General features: G+C 63.4%; 15 protein-coding genes, 1 tRNA gene and 1 pseudogene. 5 read left to right on the forward strand and 12 right to left on the reverse strand.

Features of this window, described 5'->3' with window-relative positions; translation table 11 throughout:
- Positions 1 to 6: 6 nt before the first annotated feature.
- The 5 genes from NKJ32_RS15590 to NKJ32_RS15610 form a co-directional block, all read right to left on the reverse strand.
- A complete protein-coding gene (locus tag NKJ32_RS15590; protein WP_352568357.1) occupies positions 7 to 1,308 on the reverse strand; it encodes an MFS transporter in 1,302 nt (433 codons plus the stop codon).
- Between the two features lie 58 nt (positions 1,309 to 1,366).
- Positions 1,367 to 1,564: a hypothetical protein gene (locus tag NKJ32_RS15595; RefSeq protein WP_352827990.1), complete on the reverse strand. Its 198-nt coding sequence runs from the start codon at positions 1,562 to 1,564 to the stop codon at positions 1,367 to 1,369.
- Positions 1,565 to 1,957: 393 nt separating this feature from the next.
- Positions 1,958 to 2,755, reverse strand: a complete 798-nt coding sequence (locus NKJ32_RS15600; RefSeq protein WP_352577823.1) for an ABC transporter ATP-binding protein — start codon at positions 2,753 to 2,755, stop codon at positions 1,958 to 1,960.
- 11 nt (positions 2,756 to 2,766) lie between these two features.
- Positions 2,767 to 3,663 (reverse strand): nitrate ABC transporter permease, encoded by an 897-nt coding sequence (gene ntrB, locus NKJ32_RS15605; RefSeq protein WP_352577824.1) that lies wholly within the window; start codon positions 3,661 to 3,663, stop codon positions 2,767 to 2,769.
- Between the two features lie 84 nt (positions 3,664 to 3,747).
- On the reverse strand, positions 3,748 to 5,064 hold the full coding sequence (locus NKJ32_RS15610; protein ID WP_352623312.1) for a CmpA/NrtA family ABC transporter substrate-binding protein: 1,317 nt from the start codon (positions 5,062 to 5,064) through the stop codon (positions 3,748 to 3,750).
- Between NKJ32_RS15610 and NKJ32_RS15615 the strand changes: the two genes are divergently transcribed.
- Positions 5,051 to 5,179 carry a hypothetical protein gene (locus NKJ32_RS15615; protein WP_352448433.1) on the forward strand — a complete coding sequence of 43 codons (129 nt, stop codon included), beginning with the start codon at positions 5,051 to 5,053 and terminating at the stop codon, positions 5,177 to 5,179. The genes NKJ32_RS15610 and NKJ32_RS15615 overlap by 14 nt on opposite strands.
- 243 nt (positions 5,180 to 5,422) lie before the next feature.
- Here NKJ32_RS15615 and NKJ32_RS15620 read toward each other — a convergent pair whose 3' ends face one another.
- Together NKJ32_RS15620 and NKJ32_RS15625 are read right to left on the reverse strand one after the other, a co-directional pair.
- Positions 5,423 to 6,661, reverse strand: a complete 1,239-nt coding sequence (locus tag NKJ32_RS15620) for a CmpA/NrtA family ABC transporter substrate-binding protein (RefSeq protein ID WP_352577826.1) — start codon at positions 6,659 to 6,661, stop codon at positions 5,423 to 5,425.
- A gap of 2 nt (positions 6,662 to 6,663) precedes the next feature.
- Positions 6,664 to 7,263, reverse strand: a complete 600-nt coding sequence (locus tag NKJ32_RS15625) for an ANTAR domain-containing response regulator (protein WP_352568364.1) — start codon at positions 7,261 to 7,263, stop codon at positions 6,664 to 6,666.
- 127 nt (positions 7,264 to 7,390) lie between these two features.
- On the opposite strand from NKJ32_RS15625, the pseudogene NKJ32_RS15630 reads away from it, so the two are divergent.
- The 3 genes and pseudogenes from NKJ32_RS15630 to NKJ32_RS15640 form a co-directional block, all read left to right on the forward strand.
- Positions 7,391 to 7,747: pseudogene (locus tag NKJ32_RS15630) on the forward strand (ABC transporter permease subunit); the annotation flags it as partial.
- Between the two features lie 242 nt (positions 7,748 to 7,989).
- Complete coding sequence (locus NKJ32_RS15635) at positions 7,990 to 9,084, forward strand: branched-chain amino acid ABC transporter substrate-binding protein (protein WP_352448431.1); 1,095 nt, start codon at positions 7,990 to 7,992, stop codon at positions 9,082 to 9,084.
- A gap of 42 nt (positions 9,085 to 9,126) precedes the next feature.
- A complete protein-coding gene (locus NKJ32_RS15640) occupies positions 9,127 to 11,631 on the forward strand; it encodes an adenylate/guanylate cyclase domain-containing protein (RefSeq protein WP_352681415.1) in 2,505 nt (834 codons plus the stop codon).
- Positions 11,632 to 11,878: 247 nt separating this feature from the next.
- Here NKJ32_RS15640 and NKJ32_RS15645 read toward each other — a convergent pair whose 3' ends face one another.
- The 3 genes from NKJ32_RS15645 to NKJ32_RS15655 all read right to left on the reverse strand — a co-directional run bounded on the left by NKJ32_RS15645 (position 11,879) and on the right by NKJ32_RS15655 (position 21,356).
- Positions 11,879 to 13,375, reverse strand: a complete 1,497-nt coding sequence (locus NKJ32_RS15645) for a helicase HerA domain-containing protein (RefSeq protein WP_352568365.1) — start codon at positions 13,373 to 13,375, stop codon at positions 11,879 to 11,881.
- Between the two features lie 150 nt (positions 13,376 to 13,525).
- A complete protein-coding gene (locus NKJ32_RS15650) occupies positions 13,526 to 15,634 on the reverse strand; it encodes a PAS domain-containing hybrid sensor histidine kinase/response regulator (RefSeq protein WP_502896637.1) in 2,109 nt (702 codons plus the stop codon).
- A 10-nt stretch (positions 15,635 to 15,644) separates the two neighbouring features.
- A complete protein-coding gene (locus tag NKJ32_RS15655; protein WP_352623319.1) occupies positions 15,645 to 21,356 on the reverse strand; it encodes a HAMP domain-containing protein in 5,712 nt (1,903 codons plus the stop codon).
- Between the two features lie 286 nt (positions 21,357 to 21,642).
- On the opposite strand from NKJ32_RS15655, the gene NKJ32_RS15660 reads away from it, so the two are divergent.
- Positions 21,643 to 21,948 carry a hypothetical protein gene (locus NKJ32_RS15660; protein WP_352623313.1) on the forward strand — a complete coding sequence of 102 codons (306 nt, stop codon included), beginning with the start codon at positions 21,643 to 21,645 and terminating at the stop codon, positions 21,946 to 21,948.
- 224 nt (positions 21,949 to 22,172) lie between these two features.
- On the opposite strand, the gene NKJ32_RS15665 is transcribed toward NKJ32_RS15660, so the two are convergent.
- Both NKJ32_RS15665 and NKJ32_RS15670 read right to left on the reverse strand, forming a co-directional pair.
- Positions 22,173 to 22,248: transfer RNA gene (locus NKJ32_RS15665), tRNA-Ala, on the reverse strand.
- 163 nt (positions 22,249 to 22,411) lie between these two features.
- The gene (locus NKJ32_RS15670) at positions 22,412 to 22,801 is read right to left on the reverse strand and encodes a TIGR02300 family protein (RefSeq protein ID WP_023676282.1); all 390 of its coding nucleotides are present in this window, start codon (positions 22,799 to 22,801) and stop codon (positions 22,412 to 22,414) included.
- Positions 22,802 to 22,940: the final 139 nt, after the last annotated feature.

Genomic DNA, 22,940 nt, shown 5'->3' on the forward strand with positions numbered 1-22,940 from the left:
CCGGTCTCACTCAGCCGCGTAGGAAAGGCCTGAAGCTTCGTCAGACGCCGTGCGCTCCATCCGCCGGATGGAAGAATGCATCCAGGCAAAGCAGGTGGCGACGATGACGAAGAGCAGCATGAAGCAGCTCGACCAGACGCCGGTGAGGTCGTTGAGCACGCCGAAGGCGATTGGCAGGATAAAGCCGCCGAGCCCGCCAATCATGCCGACAACGCCGCCGACCGCGCCGACACTCTGCGGATAGTAAGCCGGGATGTGCTTGTAGACGGCGGCCTTGCCGAGGCTCATGAAGAAGCCGAGCACACAGGCAACGGCTATGAAGGCCAGCGGGCCGATCTCGAAATGGAAGGCGATCGGCCCGCTGATACCGCGCACGACGTAGTCTGCCGAGGGGAGAGACAGAACGAGAGTCGCGACGGCACTGACAGCGAAGGTGCAGTAGAGCACGGTCCGGGCGCCGATCCGGTCGGAAAGCACGCCGCCATAGGCGCGGAAAATACTTGCCGGAATTGAATAGGCCGCCCCGATCATGCCGGCGGTCGCAAGCCCGAAGCCGTAGACGCCGATCAGGTAGCGGGGCAGCCACAGCGAGAGCGCCACGAATGCACCGAAGGCGAAGAAATAATAGAAGGCGAAGCGCCAGACCTGCAGGTTCTTGAGCGGCGCGAATTCCTGCAAGAAGCTTCTCGCGGGCGCTGCCTTGCCGGCGCGGCGCTCGCGGATGACTGGATCGTCGCCGGTCGTGAACCAGAAGACGGCGGCCATGACGACGAGTGCTGCCGCCCAGATCAGCGCGACCGACTGCCAGCCCCAGGAGAGAAGCACGAACGGTGCCAGGAACTTGGTGACCGCGGCGCCGACATTGCCGACACCGAAAATGCCAAGCGCCGTACCCTGCTTGCCGGCCGGGAAGAAGCGCGAGACATAGGCGACACCGACGGCGAAGGAACCGCCGGCGAGCCCAACGCCTAGTGCGGCGACCAGCATCTGCCCGTAGGTGTGCGCAAAAGCGAGCAGAAAGGTCGCGACCGCCGCCGCAAGCATGGTCGCGGTGTATACCAGCCGTCCGCCAAAACGGTCGGTCCAGACACCGAGCACCATACGGACGAGCGAGCCGGTGAGGATCGGCGTGCCGACGAGCAGGCCGAACTCCGTCTCGTTCAGCCCCAGCTCCTGCTTTATGCGCACGCCGATGATTGAAAAGATCGTCCACACCGCGAAGCAGACGGTGAAGGCGATGGTGGACATGGCAAGCGCCTGCCGGGGAGCGCTGTCCTGGCTGGGCGCGGCTGGGAGATTTGCGGTCATTTTCTGGCTCCGGTTTGCGGCGTGGGAGGCACCGCCCTTGTCTGTTCGTTCGCGACTGTCAGCGGCGCAGCATCGGCGAACTGGTTGAAACCGACCTTTGCGCGGTCACTTCGAGACCCTTGCCGTCAGTCTTGGCGCCGGCGGGAAAGAGGAGGAGCGCGGCGGTGAACAGCGCCGCCGGGAGCGCGCTGACGGCCAGAAAATCGCGGCGCGTGAAGGCCGCGAGGGAAGCGCCAGTTCCAATCCGTTTCGTCATCGTCGTCTCCGGTTGGGCGCCGCTTGGGACCAGCGCCGTCGATTGCGTCAAAACAAAAAAGCCGCCGGCCAGGTCTTCGCGTCCGGGGTTCCGGGAGCGCGTGTGGACCTGAGCGGCAGCTTTGCCTGTGGCGCCCGCCATTGGACGCCGTTTCACTTGGCCCTTGCGGACCCTACATTTTGGAAAGCAGGAAGCGTGCCAATTCGACAGCGCTCTTAATTATCGAATGAAATCAATATGAACCGCAGCCGCGCGACTTTTGACCAAGCTCGGCAGCGGATCAAAGATTAGTCAAAATGCCTTGCACAGCAGCATAATATTTGTGCAATGCGGTAGATTGCCCATTGCCGATGCAGATTGCCAATGATGATGACGAGTTTTCCCGTTATGGCCTTACTCCGCGGCTTCGACGAAGCGGTGGCGTTCGTAGAGGAATTTCAGCACCGCCTCGCGGCAGCGCAGGAAGGTGCGGTCGGAGGAAAGCTCGATGCGCCGGCGCGGCCGGGCCAGCGGCACGGCAAGAACCTCGCCGATGGTGGCCGCCGGGCCGTTGGTCATCATGACGATGCGGTCGGACAACAGCACCGCCTCGTCGACATCATGGGTGATCATGATCGTCGTCGAGCCGAGCCTCGAATGGATATCCATCACCGCGTCCTGCAGATGCGCGCGCGTCAGCGCGTCGAGCGCCCCGAACGGCTCGTCGAGCAGCAGGATCTTCGGCTCCATGGCCAGCGCCCGGGCGATGCCGACGCGCTGCTTCATGCCGCCCGAAATCTCGGCCGGACGTTTGTCCTTGGCATGCGCCATCTGAACGAGATCGAGATTGCGGATGATCCATTCATGCCGCTCGGCCCGGCTCTTGCTCCGGCCAAAGACCTTCGTGACTGCCAAATTGATGTTTTCGTAGACGGTGAGCCATGGCAGCAGGCTGTGGTTCTGGAACACCACGGCGCGTTCCGGGCCGGGACTATCGACCTCCTTGTCATCCAACAGAACCGCGCCGGCCGAGACCTTGGTCAGGCCGGCGATCAGGTTGAGCAAGGTCGACTTGCCGCAGCCGGAATGGCCGATGATCGAGACGAATTCGCCTTTGTCGATGGTCAGCCGGATGTCCTTCAGCACGTCGCTGACCTGGCTGCCGCGGGCGAAGGATTTGTCGATATGGTCGAGTTTCAGATAGGCCGTCATCGTCCCTCTCCTCACTTTGCCGTTGTGCCGCGGGTGACGAAGGCGCCGACCGCCGCGACCAGGCGGTCGAGGCAGAAACCGGTGACGCCGATATAGGCGAGCGCGACAATGATGTCGGGCAGCCGCGACGAGTTCCAGGCATCCCAGATGAAGAAGCCGATGCCGACGCCGCCGGTCAGCATTTCGGCGGCGACGATGGCCAGCCACGACAGGCCGATGCCGATGCGCAGGCCGGTGAAGATGTAAGGTGCCGCGGCCGGCACCATGATCTTCACGAAGAATTCGAGCTGGTTGAGCCTGAGGATGCGGGAGACGTTGCGATAGTCCTCTGGAATGTTACGGACGCCGACGGCGGTGTTGATGATCACCGGCCAGATCGAGGTGATGAAGATGACGAAGATCGCCGACGGGCTGGAATCGCGGAACGCCGCCAGCGACAGCGGCAGCCAGGCGAGCGGCGGTACCGTGCGCAGGATCTGGAACACCGGATCGAGACCGCGCATCGCCCAGATCGACTGGCCAACCAGCGCGCCGAGCGCGACGCCGACGACAGCCGCAAGGCCAAAGCCGATGGCGACGCGCTGCAGCGAGATCAGCACCCGCCAGGCGAGTCCAATGTCCTGCGGGCCATTGTTGAAGAACGGATGGGCGATCAGGTCATAGGCCTCGTTCCAAACTTGGCTTGGCGGTGGCAGGCTGGCTGTGGGCGACGAACAGGCGACCTGCCAGACGACGAGCATAATGGTGATGACGATGACCGGCGGCACCAGCGTGCTGGCCAGCTTGCCTGCGATCGCGGCCGGGTCGAAGCGGCGCCGCGCCCTGGCGGTGAAGGCGATGATTTCGGCGGGCTTGGCAGGCGCGGGGAACGGCTTCACCTTGCGGTCCTCGATGGCTTGGATAGACATTTCTCGAACGTTCCTTTGGCATTTGGCGACAAGCGGCGCCGTTGCGCTTGTGGCGACAAACGGCGCGAGCGCCGTTTGCACCGTTCAGGCCGATGCCTTGATCTTCAGGCTGTCGAGATAGGCGGACGGGTTCTCCGGATCGAAGACCTTGCCGTCGAAGAAGGTCTCGACGCCGCGCGATGAAGACGCCGGGATATCGGCCGCGGCGACACCAAGATCCTTGGCCGCTTCTCGCCACAGATCCTCGCGATTGACCTGGGCGACCAGCGCCTTGATGTCGGTGGTCGGCGCGAACTTGCCCCAGCGGATGTTTTCGGCGAGGAACCAGCTGTCGTGGCTCTTGAAGGGATAGGACACGCCGCCCTGCCAGAACTTCATGTAGAGATCGGTGCCGTTGGCGACGCGGCCATTGCCGTAATTGATGTCGCCCTTGAGGCGGCCGATGATGTCGGCAGTCGGCACGTTCATCCATTGCCGCTTGCCGATGATGGCGGCCATCTCGTCCTTGTTTTCCTTGGCTTCGCACCATTGCTGGGCTTCCATGACGGCCATCAGGATCGCCTTGGTGGAGTTCGGGTACTTGTCGATGAAGGCGGCGCGCAGGCCGAGCGCCTTTTCCGGATGGCCCTTCCACAGTTCGCCGGTGGTGGCGGCGGTGAAGCCGACGCCCTGGTGGACGAGCTGCTCGTTCCACGGCTCGCCGACACAGAACACGTCCATGTTGCCGACCTTCATGTTGGCGACCATCTGCGGCGGCGGCACGACGATGGTCGAGACGTCCTTGTCGGGATCGATGCCGCCGGCAGCCAGCCAGTAGCGCAGCCAAAGATCGTGCGTGCCGCCCGGGAAGGTCATGGCGGCCTTCACCTCCTTGCCTGCGGCCTTTTTCGCAGCGAAGGCGTCCTTCAGCTTGGAGGCGTCGAGGCCGACACCGGTGCCGGCATATTCCTGGGCGACAGAAATGCCCTGGCAGTCGTAGTTGAGCCGGGCCACGATCGCCATCGGCAGCGGCTGCTTGTTTTGAGTCACCTTGCCGGTGTGCATCAGATAAGGCATCGGCGTCAGGATATGGGCGCCGTCAATGCCGTTGGCTTCGCCGCCGAGCACCAGATTATCGCGCGTCGCCCCCCAGGAGGCCTGCTTGAGCACCTCGACGTCGGGCATGCCGAATTTCTCGAACAGGCCTTTCTCCTTGGCAATCATCAGCGGCGCCGCATCGGTCAGCGCTATGAAGCCGAGCTTGGCGCCGGTGACTTCCGGCGCGGCGGGCGCCGCATAGGCGCCGGAGGGCAGCAGCGCACGCGCCGCGGCCAGCGTTGCCGCGGTGGCCGCGCTGATCCTCAGGAAATCGCGGCGGCTGATCGCCGTTTGGGCGGAATGGCTATTGGTGCTTTTCGTCATCGTCATCTCCGGTTGGGCGCGGCTTGGGATCGGCGCCGTCGATTGCGTGTTCGACCAAAACAAAAAAGCCGCCGGCCAGGCCGCGCGCGTCCGTCCATCCGGGATCGCGTGTTGACCTGAGCGGCAGCGTTGCCTGTAGCGCCCGCCATTGGACGCCTATTCCGTGACCCGAGAAGAGTCTGCCTATTGCAACGCAGGAACCGTGCCAGTTTCGGAATGGATGACAAACATCAACGAGATCAACGACATGCCAAAATCGTCGGCGCGCCGGCCCGCTGGGCGAGCAAGCCAAAGATTGTTCATTAGCGCAGTTGCACGCACATTTTTTGTGCAGCGCACAAGAATGCCGCCGAAATGATCAGACTTCGGCGCGCGCCAATTTCTGGCCGGCAATGTAGGCGTCGATCTCGTCGGGATCGAAGATCTGGCCATCGAAGAAACCATCGGGACCGAGCACCAGGCTTGCCCCCGCCGAACCGACCGGAGTCGCGGCCTTCAGCGCGCCCTCGACCTTGGCATTGGCACCGGGAAGCGCTACGCCAAGCGGCTTCAACGCCGAGCGGTAGAGATCGGGGCGGTAGCAGTCGCGGGCAATAGCGAGGTTTTCCGGCGTGTGCGCGACATGCCCCCAGCGCACCATCTGCGTGTAGAACCACAGCGCATGGCTCTTCCACGGGAAGTTCGCCGCCTTGTTGAAGGGCAGAAAGAAGTCGCCGACACTCAGTTCGGCGCCGCCGCCGAGCGCCAGATGCCCGCTGAGGATCGGCATCTGCAGCGCCGGCGCAAGTCCGAGGAAGGCCGGCTGCGCCATAAGGGCCGCGAGTTCGTCACGGTTTGCCGGATCCTGGCACCAGCGCGCCGCGTGATGAAGCGCACGCAGCAGGGCTGAAAGCGCGTCCGGCTCTCTTTCCGCCCATGCCTTGCGCACGCCGACGACTTTCTCGGGGCTGGTCTTCCAGATGGCCGCCTTGACCGTGGCGATATGGCCGGTGCCCGCGACGACCGAGGCGCTGTTCCAGGGTTCGCCGACGCAGTAGCCGTCGATCCTGCCGGCGGCGAGTGCGTCGGCCATGAAGGGGGGCGGCACGATGACGATCTCGATTTCACGCGACGGGTCGATGCCACAGGCGGCGAGCCAGTAGCGCAATTCGTAATTGTGCCCGGAGTGCGGATGGACGACGGCGAAGCGAAGCGGATCGCCGCCGCCATTCGCCCGCTCACGAATCAGCGCTCCCAACGCCTTGCCGGCCCGCGCCGGATCGAGATCGGGTTGGGCGCCGTGCGCGGCCATGCCGGCCCAGACCGCGTTCGAAACCGTCACGCAATTGCCGCCGAGGCCGAGCGAAAACGGCACGACGGTATCGGAGGCGAGCGGCGTCAGCCCCAGATTGCAGGCGATCGGCATCGGCCCCAGCATGTGCGCCAGATCGAAATGGCCGATGGCGATGCGGTCGCGGATGTTGGCCCAGGATGTTTCCCGGTTGAGCGTCAGGTCGATGCCTTCACGCAGGGCGAAGCCGATTTCCTTCGCCGCGACAAGGACAGCGCTGTCGAAGAGCGGCATGAAGCCAGCATTGATCCGGTGCTCGGCCGCCATTCTCAACTCTCCTCGGGATCCAGCAGGCCTGCCGCCGTTACCAGGCTCTGGGCGATCTCGGCGATCTTGCGGTTCTGGTTCATGGCGGTCTTGCGCAGCAGCGTATACGCCGCGTCCTCCGACAGGCCGCGCGACTTCATCAGGATGCCCTTTGCGCGATCGATCACCTTGCGGCTTTCCAATTCGCTGCGGGCTTCTTCCAGTTCGCGCGCCATGCGCGAAAACGCATTGAAGCGGCTGATTGCCATGTCGAGGATCGGCTTGACCCGCTCCTGACGCAGGCCGTCGACGACATAGGCCGACACTCCGGCTTCCACCGCTGCTTCGATCGAAGCCTGATCCGAGCGGTCGACGAACATGGCGATCGGCCGCTTCACCAAGCGCGACAGCTGGAACATGTTTTCGAGCATGTCGCGATTGGGATTTTCGAGATCGATGACGATCACGTCGGGTTCGATCTCGGCTATCCGCCGCGCTATGCCGGCGACGTCATGGATGACCGTGACCTGCTGATGCCCGGCCTCCCGCAATCCCGCTTCGATTATCGAAGCGCGGATGTGGTTCTCATCGATCACCAGGACAGTGAGGGATTTGCGGATCATGCCGCATTTTGCGCAGGCGAGACGATTGTGCAATGCGGCATCGCGAGATTCACGGAAACAAAGCCGGCGTCCAGGCGCCGCCTGAGGAATTGGACGCGACGGCCAGCGTCGCGGCGGTGGTGCTGGGGCGGTCGGCGACAACGAACGGGCAACGCGCCTGTCCGGCGTACGCTGCTGGCAGGTGATCACCGCGCTCTACGTTATCTCGAGCGTGCTCGTCGGCACTGCACTACATCGGCCTGATCAAGGCCGTCGCTCGCCGACCCGCTGGTGCTGCCTTGGGTGGCCGCCGCCGTCGTCGGCGGCACCTCGATCTTCGGCGGCCGCGGCGGCTGCACCGGCACAATCAACGGCGCTGATCCCTACCGCGCTGACGACGCTGCTGACGATTTTGCAGATGCCGGAAGGGGCGTGGTGGATATTGTTTGGGTTAATCGTGCTGTTTGTGACGGCGGCCTATTTGCGGATTGTGGAGGAGAGATAGGGGGAAGCTGAGGCGGGGGCTGCTTTGACCCAATCACGACGCTCACTCCGGTCAGTGGTAACGTCCGGATTTGGCGCGCGATTCCGACCTCAGCGAACGAAGTTATGACACGCCATTCCAGTGTATGCTTGCTTCGCCAAATTGGGTGTGCGCTGCAATAGCAGCCCGAGACAGTCGCGCTTGCCGAAGGGGCTGTCGGCTTTGACGGGATTGGCGTAAGCTACAGTTAAGGGGGTGCACACATGCACCGCATCATCGCCATAGCGATCTTAGTTCTCGCGGCCGTGTTCAGCTCCGCGCGGGCGGAGGTGCTGATCGGCGTCTCGGCTGCGATGACGGGACGGCTCGCCTGGATCGGCGAGCAGGGACAGCGCGGCGCGGAGATGGCAGTGGCCGACGTCAACACGGCGGGCGGCGTGCTCGGCCAGAAGGTGAGGCTCATCTCGGTCGACGACTTCTGCGATCCCGAGCAAGCTGTGGCGGCCGCCAAGAAGCTGGTGGCTGACGGGGTCGTGCTCGTCGTCGGGCATTATTGCTCCGGGGCCTCGATCCCCGCATCAAAAGTGTACGAGGAGGCAGGCGTCGTTGAGATATCCCCAGGCTCGACCAATCCGCAGCTGACCGAACAGGGCCGTGCCAATGTCTTTCGCACCATTGGCCGCGACGACGCGCAAGGTTTCATCGCCGGCAACTACCTTGCCGATCGCTGGGGCAACAAGAAGATTGCGATCCTCCACGACAATTCGACCTATGGGAAGGGTCTCGCCGACGAGACCAGGAAGCAGCTGAACAAGCGGGGCGTGACTGAGGCCGTTTACGACGCATACATTCCCGGGAAGGACGACTATTCGGCCGAGGTCGCTACGTTGCAGACCGCCGGCGTCTCCGCCTTATATGTGGGTGGGTATCATGCCGAGGTTGCGCTGATTGCTCGCGCTGCACACGACAGTGGCTACACGGTTCAGCTCATATCCGGAGATGCTTTGGCGACCGAGGAATTTGCCCTGATCGCCGGCCCCGCGGCGGAGGGGACCCTCTTCACGTTCCCGGCGGACCCGAGGCGAAGCCCCGAAGCGGCCGCGGTCGTTGAGCAGTTCCGTGCGGAGAATTTCGAACCCGCGGGCTACACGCTGTTGAGCTACTGCGCGGTCCAGGTTTGGGCCCAGGCAGTCTCGAAGGCAGGTTCGCTGGAGCAGAAGGCCATCATTGCGGCACTGCACGAACAGGAATTCGACACCGTCATCGGCCGGGTCGATTTCGACGACAAGGGCGACCTCACGAAGCAGAGTTGGGTTTGGTACGTCTGGCGCGGCGGAGAGTACGTGCCGGTTGAATAGGGTTCGCTGATCGCCGGCGTGCCGGCTGAGATGTCTAGTCTGATGCAGACCAGTGTGGCCGGACTGTTCCGACTCGCCGAGCTTGAACGCCTCGGCATACGCGGCCGGCTGTTGCTCGCCTTTTTCGGGATCAGCGCCCTTGCGGTGCTGGCAACCGCTGCGGCGCTTTATGCCTTCCTCCAGGTTGGCGACGTCGTGGACCGAATTACCACGGATCGAGTGCCGTCGGCGCTCGCCTCCCTCCAGCTGTCGCGCCAGGCCGAACGGGTCGCTGCTGCCGCGCCATCGGTGCTGGCAGCGACAAGCAGGGCTCAGCACAGCGAGGTCTCGGCTGCCGTCGCGCTCGAGATGTCCCGCCTCGAGGCCCTGCGCACGGACCTCCGGGATGCCACGTTGGGCACAGTGCCTTTGGCCGAGATCGAGGAAGCCGCGATTGTTCTGAGGCGCAACCTGAAGGAGCTCGACTCTCTTGTTGTCGCCCGGCTCGACGTGGTCGCCCGCAAGGAGGAGCTCCTGAACCGCCTCGCCGCGACGACGACCGGAAGCCAGCGCCTTGTGGCCACCGGCATCCTAGTAATGGATTCCAGGCTCCCGCAATGGCGGGCGGTCGCGGCCGACACGTCGCTGTCGCCCGATCGACGCGCAGCGGCGATGGCCGACCTGGTCCAGGCGATTGCGGCTTACATTCCCCAGCAGAAGGCGCAGCTGGAGATCTCGGCGGTCAACGACGCGCTGGTGAAGGTCGCGAACGCGCCGACGCCGGGCGACCTGGCGTTGATCCTTTTTCCGCTACGCCGTTCGCTCACTGCTCTTGAAAAGGTTTCCACGGAGATCGACGAAAAGCTGCGGACCCGCTTCCGGCAGCGTGTTGACGAGTTCAGGGGTTTGACCGACGGCGAGGACAGCATCCCCAAGGTGCGGGAGGACGAGTTTGCTGTCCTGGCACAGGGCGAAAGGCTTCTGGCCGAGAACAATCGACTGTCGCGCAATCTCACCGCTGGCGTCGATCGCCTGGTCGCCACGGCAGATCAGGAGATCGCTGCGTCCGGTCGCGAAGCCGCGCTCGTCCAGCGCTACGGCACCGCGGTTGTACTCGGCTCCGCCTTTCTCAGCCTCCTGAGTTCGGTTCTGGTTGTCTGGCTCTATGTCGACCGCAGCCTCCTCGCCCGACTGGGGGCCGTGAGCCAAGGCATGCTCGCGATTGCGGGGGGCAATCTTCGTGCGCCGCTGCCAGCCGCGGGCAGCGACGAAATCGGGCGCATGGCCGAAGCGCTGAGACTCTTCCGGGATACTGCTGTCGAGGTCGAGGAAAAGAACCTGCGCGACGTTGCGGAAGCTCGTCAGCGGCTCATCGATGCCATCGAAAGCATCTCCGAAGGATTCGCTCTGTACGACTGGGAGGACCGGCTCGTCCTCAGCAACAGCCGCTACCGCGAATTGCTCTACACCGGTCTGGAGAGCGAACTGACGCCCGGCACGACATTCGAGCAAATCATTCGCCGATCCGCTGAGCGCGGCTACATCAGGGACGCCGAGGGGCGGGTCGAGGAGTGGGTCGCCGAGCGCCTCTCGCGGCACCGCAACCCTGGCGAACCTTGGGTGCAGAGGCGAGGCGACGGGCGATGGGTCATGGTCAGCGAGCGGCGGATCAGCGCCGGCGGCACGGTCGCCGTCTATTCGGACATCACTGAGCTGAAGCAAAGGGAGGAGAACCTCGCCGAGAAATCCGTGGTTCTGGAGGCGCTTTCCAGCAAGCTGGCGAAGTATCTGGCGCCCCAGGTGTATCGCTCGATATTCACCGGCCGCCAGGAGGTCAGGATCGCCAGCCAGCGGAAGAAACTGACAATATGCTTCTCCGATATCGCCGGCTTTACCGAGACCACTGACAAAATGGAATCCGAGGATCTCACCCAACTCCTCAATCACTATCTGACGGAAATGTCGAAAATTGCTTCGGATCACGGCGCGACGATCGACAAATATGTCGGCGACGCGATCCTGATGTTTTTCGGCGATCCCGAGACTCGCGGCGTCAAGGAGGACGCGCTGGCTTGCGCGCAGATGGCACTTGCAATGCAAAAGCGGATTAGCGAGCTTGCCGAAGTCTGGCGGGACATGGGGATCGAAACACCGCTGCGCTGTCGCATCGGCATCCATACCGACTACTGCACCGTCGGTAACTTCGGCAGCGAGGACCGGATGGACTACACGATAATCGGCGGCGCCGTGAATCTCGCCTCGCGCCTGGAGCAGGAGGCGCCGCCGGGGGCCATCCTCATTTCCTACGAGACGTTTGCGCAAGTGAAGGACGCAATCGACTGTGAGGAACTGGGGCAAGTCCAGGTCAAGGGGATCGCCTATCCCGTCGCCACCTACCGCGTCATCGATCTGAAGGCCAATCTGGCGGCCGCTCGTCGTGCTGTTCGAACCGAGCTGCCGCACTTCAGGTTGGAACTTGAACCGGAGCTGATGTCCCCTGACGAGCGTGGCGATGCCGCCAATGCACTTCGAGACGCGCTGGATCGGCTTCGTCACAAGCCTGGGTAGTAGGGCTTGGTCCACAACGACCCCTCCCAATGGACACAAGGAGTGGGATGTGGGACGCCGCTCATTGGCGCTATCCATGCGAAGGCCGCAGAACGGTCGCGGTCAGTCTTCGAACTCGGGCGGAACGTCCGCATCGGAGCCGAGACTTAACATTCACGGCATCACTGGCAAGGTCCGGATATGGCGCAAAACAGACTTAGCCCCTGCCTGATGAGCGGTGCTTTCTCAGTGTGAGTTCGTCCCCCCATCACACCAAACTCCCCTGCTCCGCCTCCTCCGCATTGGGATCCCCCGGTGCCGTTGCCCAGGCGAGCTCCACCAGCGTCACCGTCCGCCGGCCGGCTCCGTCGAGCTGGCATACGATCAGCCCCTGCTCCTCGATATAGGTCAGCAGGCGCCGGGCGCGGCGCAGCGAGTGCGAGCCGTAGGCGCGGGCGATTGCCGCGTCGCTCGGGCAGGGCCAGCCCTCCTTGGCGGCGCGAGCGATCATCATGAACACGCCTTGCATGTCCTCGGGCAGCAGCGAGGCGCGCGCCGAGACGTCCTGCCAGGCGTCGTCGCCCGCCATGTCGGAGCCGAGGCCGGCGCGGGCGCGGGTCAGCATGCGGCGGAACTCGGGCAGGTCCGGCACGACCGAGGCGAGGCCCTCGATGCGGCAGCGGACCACGAACTCCTGATAAAGCACGCCGATGACCCGGAAGCCGGCATCGGGTTGCGCCAGCACGGCGCGCAGCACCCGGTCGACGCGCTCGCGCCGCTCCGCCAAATCCTCGGCGCTGATTTGCGCCTCCGCTGCTTCCGGGCGGATTTCCAGCGCCGCCGACTTCGCCGCCATCAGCTGATCGAGTAGATCCGGCGACGAGCGGCGCTGCGGCCGGACGGTTTCCGGCGGCGGGGCCGCCAGGATGATCGCACGGGCATCCTCCAACGCCGATTCCGGCAGCGGCATCAGGCGCGGGGTCGCGTTGCGCGGGCTTGTATCTGTCGGGCCGATGCGCAAGCCGAGCGGACGGCGCGACAGCGCCGGGCCGAGCGCCATGAATTGCCCGCGCTCGAGGTCGCGAAAGGCCTCGGCCTGGCGCCGCTCCATGCCGAGAAGGTCGGCGGCGCGCGCCATGTCGATATCGAGAAAAGTCCGGCCCATGAGGAAATTGGAAGCCTCGGCGGCGACGTTCTTGGCAAGCTTGGCCAGCCGCTGGGTGGCGATGATCCCGGCCAGCCCGCGTTTGCGGCCACGGCACATCAGATTGGTCATGGCGCCGAGCGAGAGCTTGCGCGCCTCGTCCGAAACCTCGCCGGCGACGGCCGGCGCGAACAGCTGCGCCTCGTCCACCACCACCAGCATCGGGTACCAGTGGTCGCGGGCGACCTCGAAAAGCCCGCCGAGGAAGGCGGCGGCGCGCCGCATCTGGTTCTCGGCGTCGAGCCCCTCGAGATTGAGCACCGTGGAGACGCGGTGGATGCGCGCCCGCTCGCCGGCGCTCTGCAGGCCGCGCTCGGTATGCTCCTCGGCGTCGATCACCAGATGGCCAAAACGGTCGCCCAGCGTCACGAAGTCGCCTTCGGGGTCGATGATGGTCTGCTGCACCCAGGGCGCGCTCTGCTCCAAGAGCCGGCGCAGCAGGTGGGACTTGCCGGAGCCCGAATTGCCCTGCACCAGAAGCCGCGTCGCCAGCAGTTCCTCAAGATCCAGCGCCGCCGGGGCGCCTGCGCTCGTCTGGCCCATCTCGATCGCAACGGTCATGTCTCGACTCTCCTTGCGGAGAGGGCTTATCAACCGCATCACAGCCCGTCGAGCGCGCCATGGCCGGCGCTCCGTGTTGCGCACAGGCTGGATGTCGCGGACGATCGAGGATACGGAACGTACCGTTTCGATTCGATAAGGCTTGTCTCTTCAGGTCGAAAACCGGTACCCGCCTTTCACCGGCTGGGCCTGCCTGGCTTTCTGCGAGCCGGCGCGCGCGGCCGCCGCAAGAATGCTCTCCATCAGGTCCTTTTCGCGCAGCGGTTTGCCGAGCAGCGGCACGTCGGGGGGCCGGTCGGCGATCGCGTCGGCATCGGCATATCCCGTTATCATCACCGCCGGCCAATCGGACCGCAGATTCCGGGCGAACCGAATGACCTCCAGGCCCGAGACGAGCGGCATGGCAAAATCGGTGACGATGACATCGAAATCGTACGGCGCCCGCTCGATCATCGCCAGCGCTTCGGCACCGCCCCCGGCACAGGTAACCGCAAAGCCGTGTTGGCGAAGCGATTGCGCCGTCAGTTCCCGTAGTACATTGCTGTCGTCGATCAGCAGGACCGATGGATAGTCCTCGCCGGCATTCCCGACGCTGTCGTCGGCATCGGACTTCTCGGCGATTTCCACCGGGCGCTCGATTGAACGCGGCAGCCAGAGCTGGACGGATGTTCCACTGCCGACGGTGCTTTCAATGCGAAGCGTGCCGCCCGATTGCTTGACGAAACCATGCACCGTGCTCAGACCGAGGCCAGTGCCTTTGCCGACCGGTTTTGTGGTGAAGAACGGTTCTACGACCTTGGCGAGAATGTCAGCCGGTATGCCCGACCCCGTGTCCTTGACCGTGACCACGACATAGTCGCCCGCCGAAATATCCTCGGCTGCACTGCCTAGCGTTCGATTTTGCGCCTCCACGATTATCGTGCCGCCGGACGGCATGGCATCGCGCGCGTTGAAGACCAGGTTCATCAGCGCGAGCTCCAGCTGGCTGGCATCGACATGCGCCGGCCACACAGTGTCGTCGACAAGCCAATCGAAACGGATCAGGCCGCCCAGGACCGGGGCCACCAACCCGTTCATTGTATCGCCGAGCGCGGCGAGGCGCACGGCCTGCGGCCGCAGCGTCTGGCGGCGCGAGAAGGCAAGCATGCGGTTGACGAGCTCGGCGCCTTGTTTTGCCGACCGGCGTGTCAGTTCCAGAACCTGCCTGGTCTGTCCGTCGAACTCGGCATGGCGCTCGAGCAATCCCAATCCGCTGAGAATTGCGGCAAGCAGATTGTTGAAATCATGCGCCAGGCCGCCGGTAAGCTTGCCGATCGCGTCGAGGCGCTGCGACTGCAGCAGCTGGTCCTCAAGCTCGCGCCGCTCGGTAACGTCCAGCAATGTGCCGAGGATCTCGGGGTTCCGGCCGTCGGAGCCATTCGACAGGACGCCCTGGTCGAGAAAAATCCGGTAATTGCCGTCGGCGCATTGCCAGCGGAATTCGCAGGTGTAGGAGCCGGTGGCCTTGGCTGCGAGCAGGACCTCCCTCACTCTCGGCAGATCGTCGGGATGAACGCGGCTCAGGCCGAAGCCTGGATCGGCGGTCAGCCGTTCCGCAGGAAAGCCGGTCAGGCGTTCGACCCCTTCGGTGACAAAGCTGGCGCCGAACGGCGGCTCCGCCGCCCTTGCGTGGAAGCAGACCGGAAGAGAGCTCAAAATGGCATGCTGCCGCTCCTGTGCGCTGCGCAGCGCCCGCTCGGCCTCGAGCTTTTCCTTCTGCGCCTGCAGTGCCTGGGCCAGCAGCCGTTGCTCGGCAGCCGCCTTTTGCTGGATTTCGAGCGTCTTCTCATGAAGTTCGACGAACACGGCAACCTTGGAACGCAGCATGGCCGGGTCGAAAGGCTTGAACACGTAATCCACCGCGCCGGCGTCGTAGCCGCGCAGCATGTGCGCGTCTTCCTTGTTGATGGCGGTGAGAAAAATTATCGGCGTTCGCCTGGATTGCTCGCGCTGGCGGATCAATCCCGCGGTCTCGTAGCCATCCAGCCGGGGCATCAGCACGTCCAGCAGGATGACTGCGAAATCCTCCTTCAGCAGTGCGCGCAACGCCTCTTCGCCCGACTGCACGCAGACGACTTCACCGATAGGGGCCAGAACCTCGCCGATCGCCAGCAGATTGCGCTCGTCGTCATCCACGGCCAGGATGCGCGCCTTTGCCGGCCCCGCTGCCGGCGCCATGACCTCCAGCTTCCTTGCTCCGTTTCTCGACAGCTTCTGCATCGAGCGGCCGTCAGTTCACTGCCATGAGCGTCTTTTCCGGACCATGGACACGGGATCGCGAACGGCCGATCCAGACACGCAGCAATGCCAACAGCAGATCGAGGTCGACAGGCTTGGCGATGTAGTCGGAGGCGCCGGCGTCGAGGCACTTCTGCCGGTCGCCCTTCATTGCCTTGGCTGTGACCGAGATCAATGGGATATGGGCGATCGCCGGCATGCTGCGGATCTGCCGCATCGTCTCGTAGCCATCCATTTCCGGCATCATGATATCGATCAGTGCCGCATCGATGTCCGGGCTCTGCTCCAGAAGCGCGATACCTTCCCGGCCGCGCTCCGCATGCAGCACCTGGATGTCATAGGTCTCGAGAACGCTAGTAAGCGAATAGATGTTGCGGATGTCGTCGTCGACGATGAGGACCTTTGCGCCGGCGAGGTCGAATTTGTCCGGCTGTTCGGCTGCCGCACCATCGTTTTCGTGGCCTCGCCCGGGGAGTGTTGCCGACATCAGGAGAGCCAGCTGCGCGAAATTCTCCGCCCGCGGAACATCCGCCAATGCCGGATGCAAGGCGAGCGACTGTTGCAGCGCTTCCGGATGAGGCGCAAAGAACAGCAGTCGCGACACCGACTGCCCGAACAGGACGGCAATCTCATCCAGCATCTGGGCGTTGTCCTTGGCCGAGCGGCCAAAGCCGAGCACAACGGCATCATAGTTGGCGATGCCGATTTCGTCCGCATTCGCCGCGACGCGGCCGATCGCCGTAACCGAGGTGACGCCGTCGCGGATCGCCTCGATCAGCGAAAGGCGGCGCTCGGGATCGGGATCGGCAATCAGGACGCGGCTCTGGACGCGGAGCTTTCTGGAATGAATATCCTGGAAGACCTTCATCAGTTCGTCCGACGATACGGGCTTGGTTGAAATGCTGGATGCACCCTTGCGGGCAAGCACCTCGATGTCTTCGGCGCCCGAGATGACATGAACGGGAATGTCCTTGGTTTTCGGGTCATGGCGAAGCAGATCGAACAACACCCAGCCGTCGATATCCGATAGTCCGAGATCGAGCGTAATCGCGTCGGGAACCAGCTTGCGTGCCAAAGCCAGCGTGCCGGAGCCCGCGGTCGACAGGACGCCTTTCAGCCCGGCCGAACGTGCAAGGCCGAGCAGCAAACCGCCGAAGGTCGGGTCGTCCTCGACGATCAGCACGACCCGATCTTCAGACGAGATCATGTCGCGGTCATCGAGCAATTCGGAGGACGGCGGGCTCGGCTGCGCTGTCGTCGCGGCCACCTCCATCGCCGGCAGCAACGCCGCTTGCGGGGCCAAGGCCATCCGGGGTCCGTCGAATGGAATGACCAGAGTGAACGTCGAACCCTTGCCCGGCGTGCTCTCGACCCGCAATTCGCCGCCGAGCAGCCGGGCAATCTCCCGGCTGATCGAGAGCCCAAGCCCGGTGCCGCCATATTTGCGGCTGGTGGTGCCGTCGGCCTGCTGGAAGGCCTCGAAAATCAGCTTCTGCTTGTCTTGCGGAATACCGATGCCGGTATCGCTGACCACGATCGCGAGCGCCTCCATCGGTTGCGCCGAGCCGTTGTGACGGCCCGTCGTTTCGGCCCGGAAATTCAAGCGGACCTCGCCTTGCGAGGTGAACTTGAACGCGTTCGACAAAAGGTTGAGCACGATTTGCTGCAACCGCTTCTCGTCGGTGCGGACGGTCTCCGGCAGCTCGGGGTCGACATTGATGGTGAAGCCAAGTCCCTTGTCGGTCGCCAGCTGCCGGAAGGTTCGCTCCATATGCTGGCGAAGATGCACCACGGGCATATCGTTGATATCGATCGAGACGGTGCCCGATTCGATCTTCGACAGGTCGAGGATGTCGTTGATGAGGCTCAAGAGGTCGGTGCCGGCCGAATTGATGGTGCGCGCGAACTCGACCTGCTTGTCGTTGAGATTGCCCTGCTGGTTGGTTGCGAGCAGGTTTGAAAGGATGAGCAGCGAGTTCAGCGGCGTGCGCAGTTCGTGGCTCATATTGGCGAGGAATTCCGACTTGTATTTCGAGGTAAGCGCCAGCTGCTCGGCCTTCTCCTCCAGCGCCCGCCGCGCCATCTCGATTTCCAGGTTCTTGTTCTCCACCTGCTTCTTTTCGTTCTCGAGCAGCTGCGCCTTTTCCTGCAGCTCCTCATTGGTGGCGTGCAGCTCCTCCTGCTTCTTGGTCAGTTCGGTCTGACGCGCCTGCAATTCCGAGGTCAGCAGCTGCGACTGCTTGAGCAGGCCTTCGGTGCGCATGGTGGCGGCGATGGTGTTGAGAACGATGCCGACGGATTCCATCAGCTGGTTGAGGAACGACTGGTGCGTGTCGCGGAATTCGCTGAACGAGGCGAGTTCGATGACGGCCTTCACCTCGTCTTCGAACAGAGCCGGAAGAATGATCACGTTCGCCGGCGCGGCATTGCCAAGGCCGGAGGTAACGCGCAGGAAATTCGGCGGCACATTGTCCAGCATGATGGCGCGCTTGTCGGCGGCACTCTGCCCGACAAGGCCTTCGCGCAGATCGAGGCGTTGCTTGATCTCCGCCTTGCTTTCGGCGCCATAGGAGGCGGCGAGCTCCAGATAGAATTCATCCTCGTCGCGGTTGGTCACGTAGAACACGCCATATTGCGCATTCACCAGCGGGGCGAGTTCGGACATGATGAGGCGCGAGATCGTGGCCAGGTCGCGCTCGCCCTGCAGCATGCGCGAGAAGCGGGCGAGATTGGTCTTCAGCCAGTCCTGCTCGGCATTCTTCAGCGTCTGGTCCTTCAAATTGCGGATCATCTCGTTGATGTTGTCTTTCAGCGCCGCCACCTCGCCGGAGGCCTGGACGCTGATCGAGCGGGTCAGATCGCCCTTGGTCACCGCCGTCGACACCTCGGCGATGGCGCGCACCTGGGTGGTCAGGTTGGCCGCCAGCTGATTGACGTTGTCGGTCAGGTCACGCCAAAGGCCGGCAGCGCCGGGCACCCGGGCCTGGCCGCCGAGCTTGCCTTCGATGCCCACCTCGCGGGCGACGTTGGTCACCTGGTCGGCGAAGGTCGCCAGCGTCTCGATCATGCCGTTGATGGTGTCGGCGAGCGAAGCGATCTCGCCCTTGGCGTCGACCGTCAGCTTGCGCTTGAGATTGCCTTGCGCGACCGCGGTCACGACATCGGCGATGCCGCGCACCTGGTTGGTCAGGTTCGTCGCCATTAGATTGACGTTGTCGGTCAGGTCCTTCCAGGTGCCGGCAACGCCCTCGACCCGCGCCTGGCCGCCGAGCTTGCCCTCGGTGCCGACCTCGCGGGCGACACGCGTCACTTCGCCGGCAAAGGAGTTCAGCTGGTCGACCATGGTGTTGATCGTCGATTTCAGCTCCAGGATCTCGCCCTTGACGTCGACGGTGATCTTCTTCGACAGGTCGCCGCGCGCCACAGCGGTGGTCACCTCGGCGATGTTGCGGACCTGGCCGGTCAGGTTCTCGGCCATCGAATTCACATTGTCGGTCAGATCCTTCCAGGTGCCGGCAACGCCGCGCACCTGCGCCTGGCCGCCGAGCTTGCCTTCGGTGCCGACCTCGCGCGCAACGCGCGTCACCTCCGAGGCAAAGGAATTCAGCTGGTCGACCATCGTATTGATGGTGTCCTTGAGCTCGAGGATCTCGCCGCGCACATCGACCGTGATCTTCTTCGACAGGTCGCCCAGCGCCACTGCCGTCGTCACCTCGGCGATGTTGCGCACCTGGCCGGTCAGGTTGGCAGCCATCGCATTGACATTGTCGGTCAAGTCTTTCCAGGTGCCGGCAACGCCGCGCACCTGCGCCTGGCCGCCGAGCTTGCCGTCCGAACCGACCTCGCGCGCCACGCGCGTCACCTCGGAGGCGAAGGAATTCAGCTGGTCGACCATCGTGTTGATGACGTCCTTGATCTGCAGGATCTCGCCCAGCGCATCGACGGTGATCTTCTGGGTCAAATCGCCGGTCGCAATTGCCGTCGCCACCTTGGAGACGTCGCGCAACTGCACGGTCAGATTGCCGGCCATGGCGTTGACGTTGTCGGTCAGATCCTTCCAGGTGCCGCCGACACCCTCGACATGCGCCTGGCCGCCGAGCTTGCCTTCCGACCCCACTTCGCGCGCCACACGCGTCACTTCCGAGGCGAAGGAATTAAGCTGGTCGACCATCGTGTTGACGGTATCCTTGAGCTCCAGGATTTCGCCCTTGACGTCGACGGTGATCTTCTTCGACAGGTCGCCGCGGGCAACGGCGGTCGTCACCTCGGCGATGTTGCGGACCTGGCCGGTCAGATTGGCGGCCATCAGGTTGACGTTATCGGTCAGGTCTTTCCAGGTGCCGCCGACCCCTTTCACCTCGGCCTGGCCGCCGAGCTTGCCTTCGGTTCCGACCTCGCGCGCCACACGCGTCACTTCCGAAGCGAAGGAATTGAGCTGGTCGACCATCGTGTTGATGGTGTCCTTGAGCTCGAGGATTTCGCCTTGCACGGCGACAGTGATCTTCTTCGACAGGTCGCCCGAAGCGACCGCAGTCGTCACCTCGGCGATGTTGCGCACCTGGCCGGTCAGGTTCTCGGCCATCGAATTGACGTTGTCGGTCAGGTCCTTCCAGGTGCCGGCAACGCCGCGCACCTGAGCCTGGCCGCCGAGCTTGCCCTCGGTGCCGACCTCGCGGGCGACGCGCGTCACCTCGCCGGCAAATGAATTCAGCTGGTCGACCATGGTGTTGATAGTCGATTTCAGCTCGAGGATCTCGCCCTTGACGTCGACGGTGATCTTCTTCGACAGGTCGCCCAGCGCCACAGCCGTCGTCACCTCGGCTATATTGCGCACCTGGCCGGTCAGGTTCTCGGCCATCAGGTTGACGTTGTCGGTCAGGTCCTTCCAGGTGCCGCCGACACCTTCGACGCGCGCCTGGCCGCCGAGCTTGCCTTCTGTACCGACTTCGCGCGCGACGCGCGTCACTTCCGAGGCGAAGGAATTGAGCTGGTCGACCATCGTGTTGATGGTGTTCTTGAGTTCGAGGATTTCGCCTTTCACGTCGACGGTAATCTTCTTCGACAGGTCGCCGGAAGCGACGGCGGTCGTCACCTCGGCGATGTTGCGCACCTGCCCGGTCAGGTTCGTCGCCATCGCGTTGACGTTGTCGGTCAGGTCCTTCCAGGTCCCGGCCACACCTTTCACGCGGGCCTGGCCGCCGAGCTTGCCTTCGGTGCCGACCTCGCGCGCCACGCGCGTCACTTCCGAGGCGAAGGAGGCCAGTTGCCCGACCATGGTGTTGACGATCTTGCCGATTCGCAGAAACTCGCCGCGCAGCTGCCGGCCGTCGATTTCGACCATCATCGTCTGCGACAGGTCACCCTTGGCCACCGCGCCGATGACGCGCGCCACTTCGGCCGTCGGCTGAACCATGTCCTCGATCAGATCGTTGACGGAACGGACGCTCGATTCCCAGCTGCCGGTGGCGTTGCGGACACGGCCGCGTTCGCCGATCCGGCCATCCTTGCCGACGACCTTGCTGAGGCGTTCGAACTCGCGCGTGACCTGATCGTTGAGTTCTACGATTTCGTTGAAGGTGTCGGCGATCTCGGAATCAAGGCCGGCGTAGACATTGTCGATACGAACGGAGAAATCACCGCTCCGAAAAGCCTTCAGCGCGTTCAGTATTTGACGGTGGTCCAATTGCCTTGTGGATGCAAGCACGCTCACAGCGCCCCTCCCAGCTCACGGATTTCTTGAATGTCCTGGTGAAACTGTCCCCTGCGGCCGACACAACTCCCCGCAAGCGCAAGAACGCGGCATGCTCGATTTGGTTCCAGACGAAATTGCCGCTATGCGGCAGGAATTTCGCAGCCGCATTCACGAAACGACGAGCAACAAAGATCCATAATGATGTATCGATCAATATTTCTGCCCAACGGAACATCTCGAAAAAACTCTCGTTGGTATAGATCGCGATAGAGCGATGCAACTCGATGGAGACACTAAGATGATGAAAATTCTCTCTGCATCCCTACTTGCTATCGGCCTGGCCACATCTGCCATGGCACAATCCATGGACTCCGGGACCGGTAGCGCCGATGGCAATACCGGCGTCAACACAGGCACTTCCGGCGGCAACACCGGGACCGGCAGCGCAGCTACCCCGAACACGATCGATCCGAACGCAACGAACTCTACCACGCCGCAGACAAACGGTATGGAGGACCGCTGCAAGGATACGGCGGGCATCGATACCGACAACAACACCCCCAGCGGCGCTATGACGTCGGATATGCAGAACTGCAACAAGTAACGGAGTTTTGCGCAGCGATCATTTCAGCCCGCTGCCTGGTCGAGTCCCGGTGCTCGCGGTTCAAACCACAGCCAGAAAAATGCACAGACCGGGCACGGGCTCACTACTTCTGAATGGATCGGCGAGCCCAAGTAGGGCGGCCGATTACACTAGTCTCAGCTAGGTTCTGCGACGGCCAGCCCGGACGGGCGGGCGGCCGTTCTGCTGATTTTCGCGGAGAGAACTGGTGGAGCCAATCGGAATCGAACCGACGACCTCTTGAATGCCATTCAAGCGCTCTCCCAACTGAGCTATGGCCCCACTCCGGCAGTTCACCGGCGCCGTTTCCGGCGAAGAGATCCGGCGCGGGTTCTAGACCGCGCCGTTAGTGATGGCGGCTTCTAACCCCGCCCTCAGTCAATATCAAGCCTTCAAGAACCGCTTTTTCTAGGCAGCGCCGCGAAAGCCGGCGAATGCGGTTCGCTCAGACTTCGTCGTCGTCTTCGCCGACGCCGATCATGTCGGCAACGTCGTCGTCTTCTTCCTCCTCGTCGGCGAGGAACGTGTCATCCTCGTCATCGCCAAGGTCAACGTCGTCTTCGTCATCGCCGAGATCGGGAAGCTCGTCGGCCTTCGCGTCCTCGTCCGCCTCTTCGAGCGAGACGACCTCGACGCCCTCTTCCTCCTCGGCGTCCACTTCCTTCTCGGCAACTTCCTCTTCCTCCTCGAGGGCGGCGATCTTGCCTTCCTCGAAATAGGAGCGCGGATAGCTCTTGCCCGTGTAAGGCGAGACGATCGGGTCCTTGTTCAAGTCATAGAATTTTCGACCTGTCTCCGGGTCGATGCGTTTGGTGCCAAGTTCGGGTTTTGCCACAGCAAGCCTCGTCGATGAAAGTTTGGTCCCCTTAACCAGAGTTTACGGCGCTGTCAAAGCGAAAAGCCGGCGTCCCAAAAAGCTTGAATTCGAAGGCCTTCATACCAAGGGGATGACCATTTCGGTACGCCATGATAGG

Source organism: Mesorhizobium sp. M0159 (assembly GCF_040322295.1).
In the GTDB taxonomy this organism is placed as follows: domain Bacteria; phylum Pseudomonadota; class Alphaproteobacteria; order Rhizobiales; family Rhizobiaceae; genus Mesorhizobium.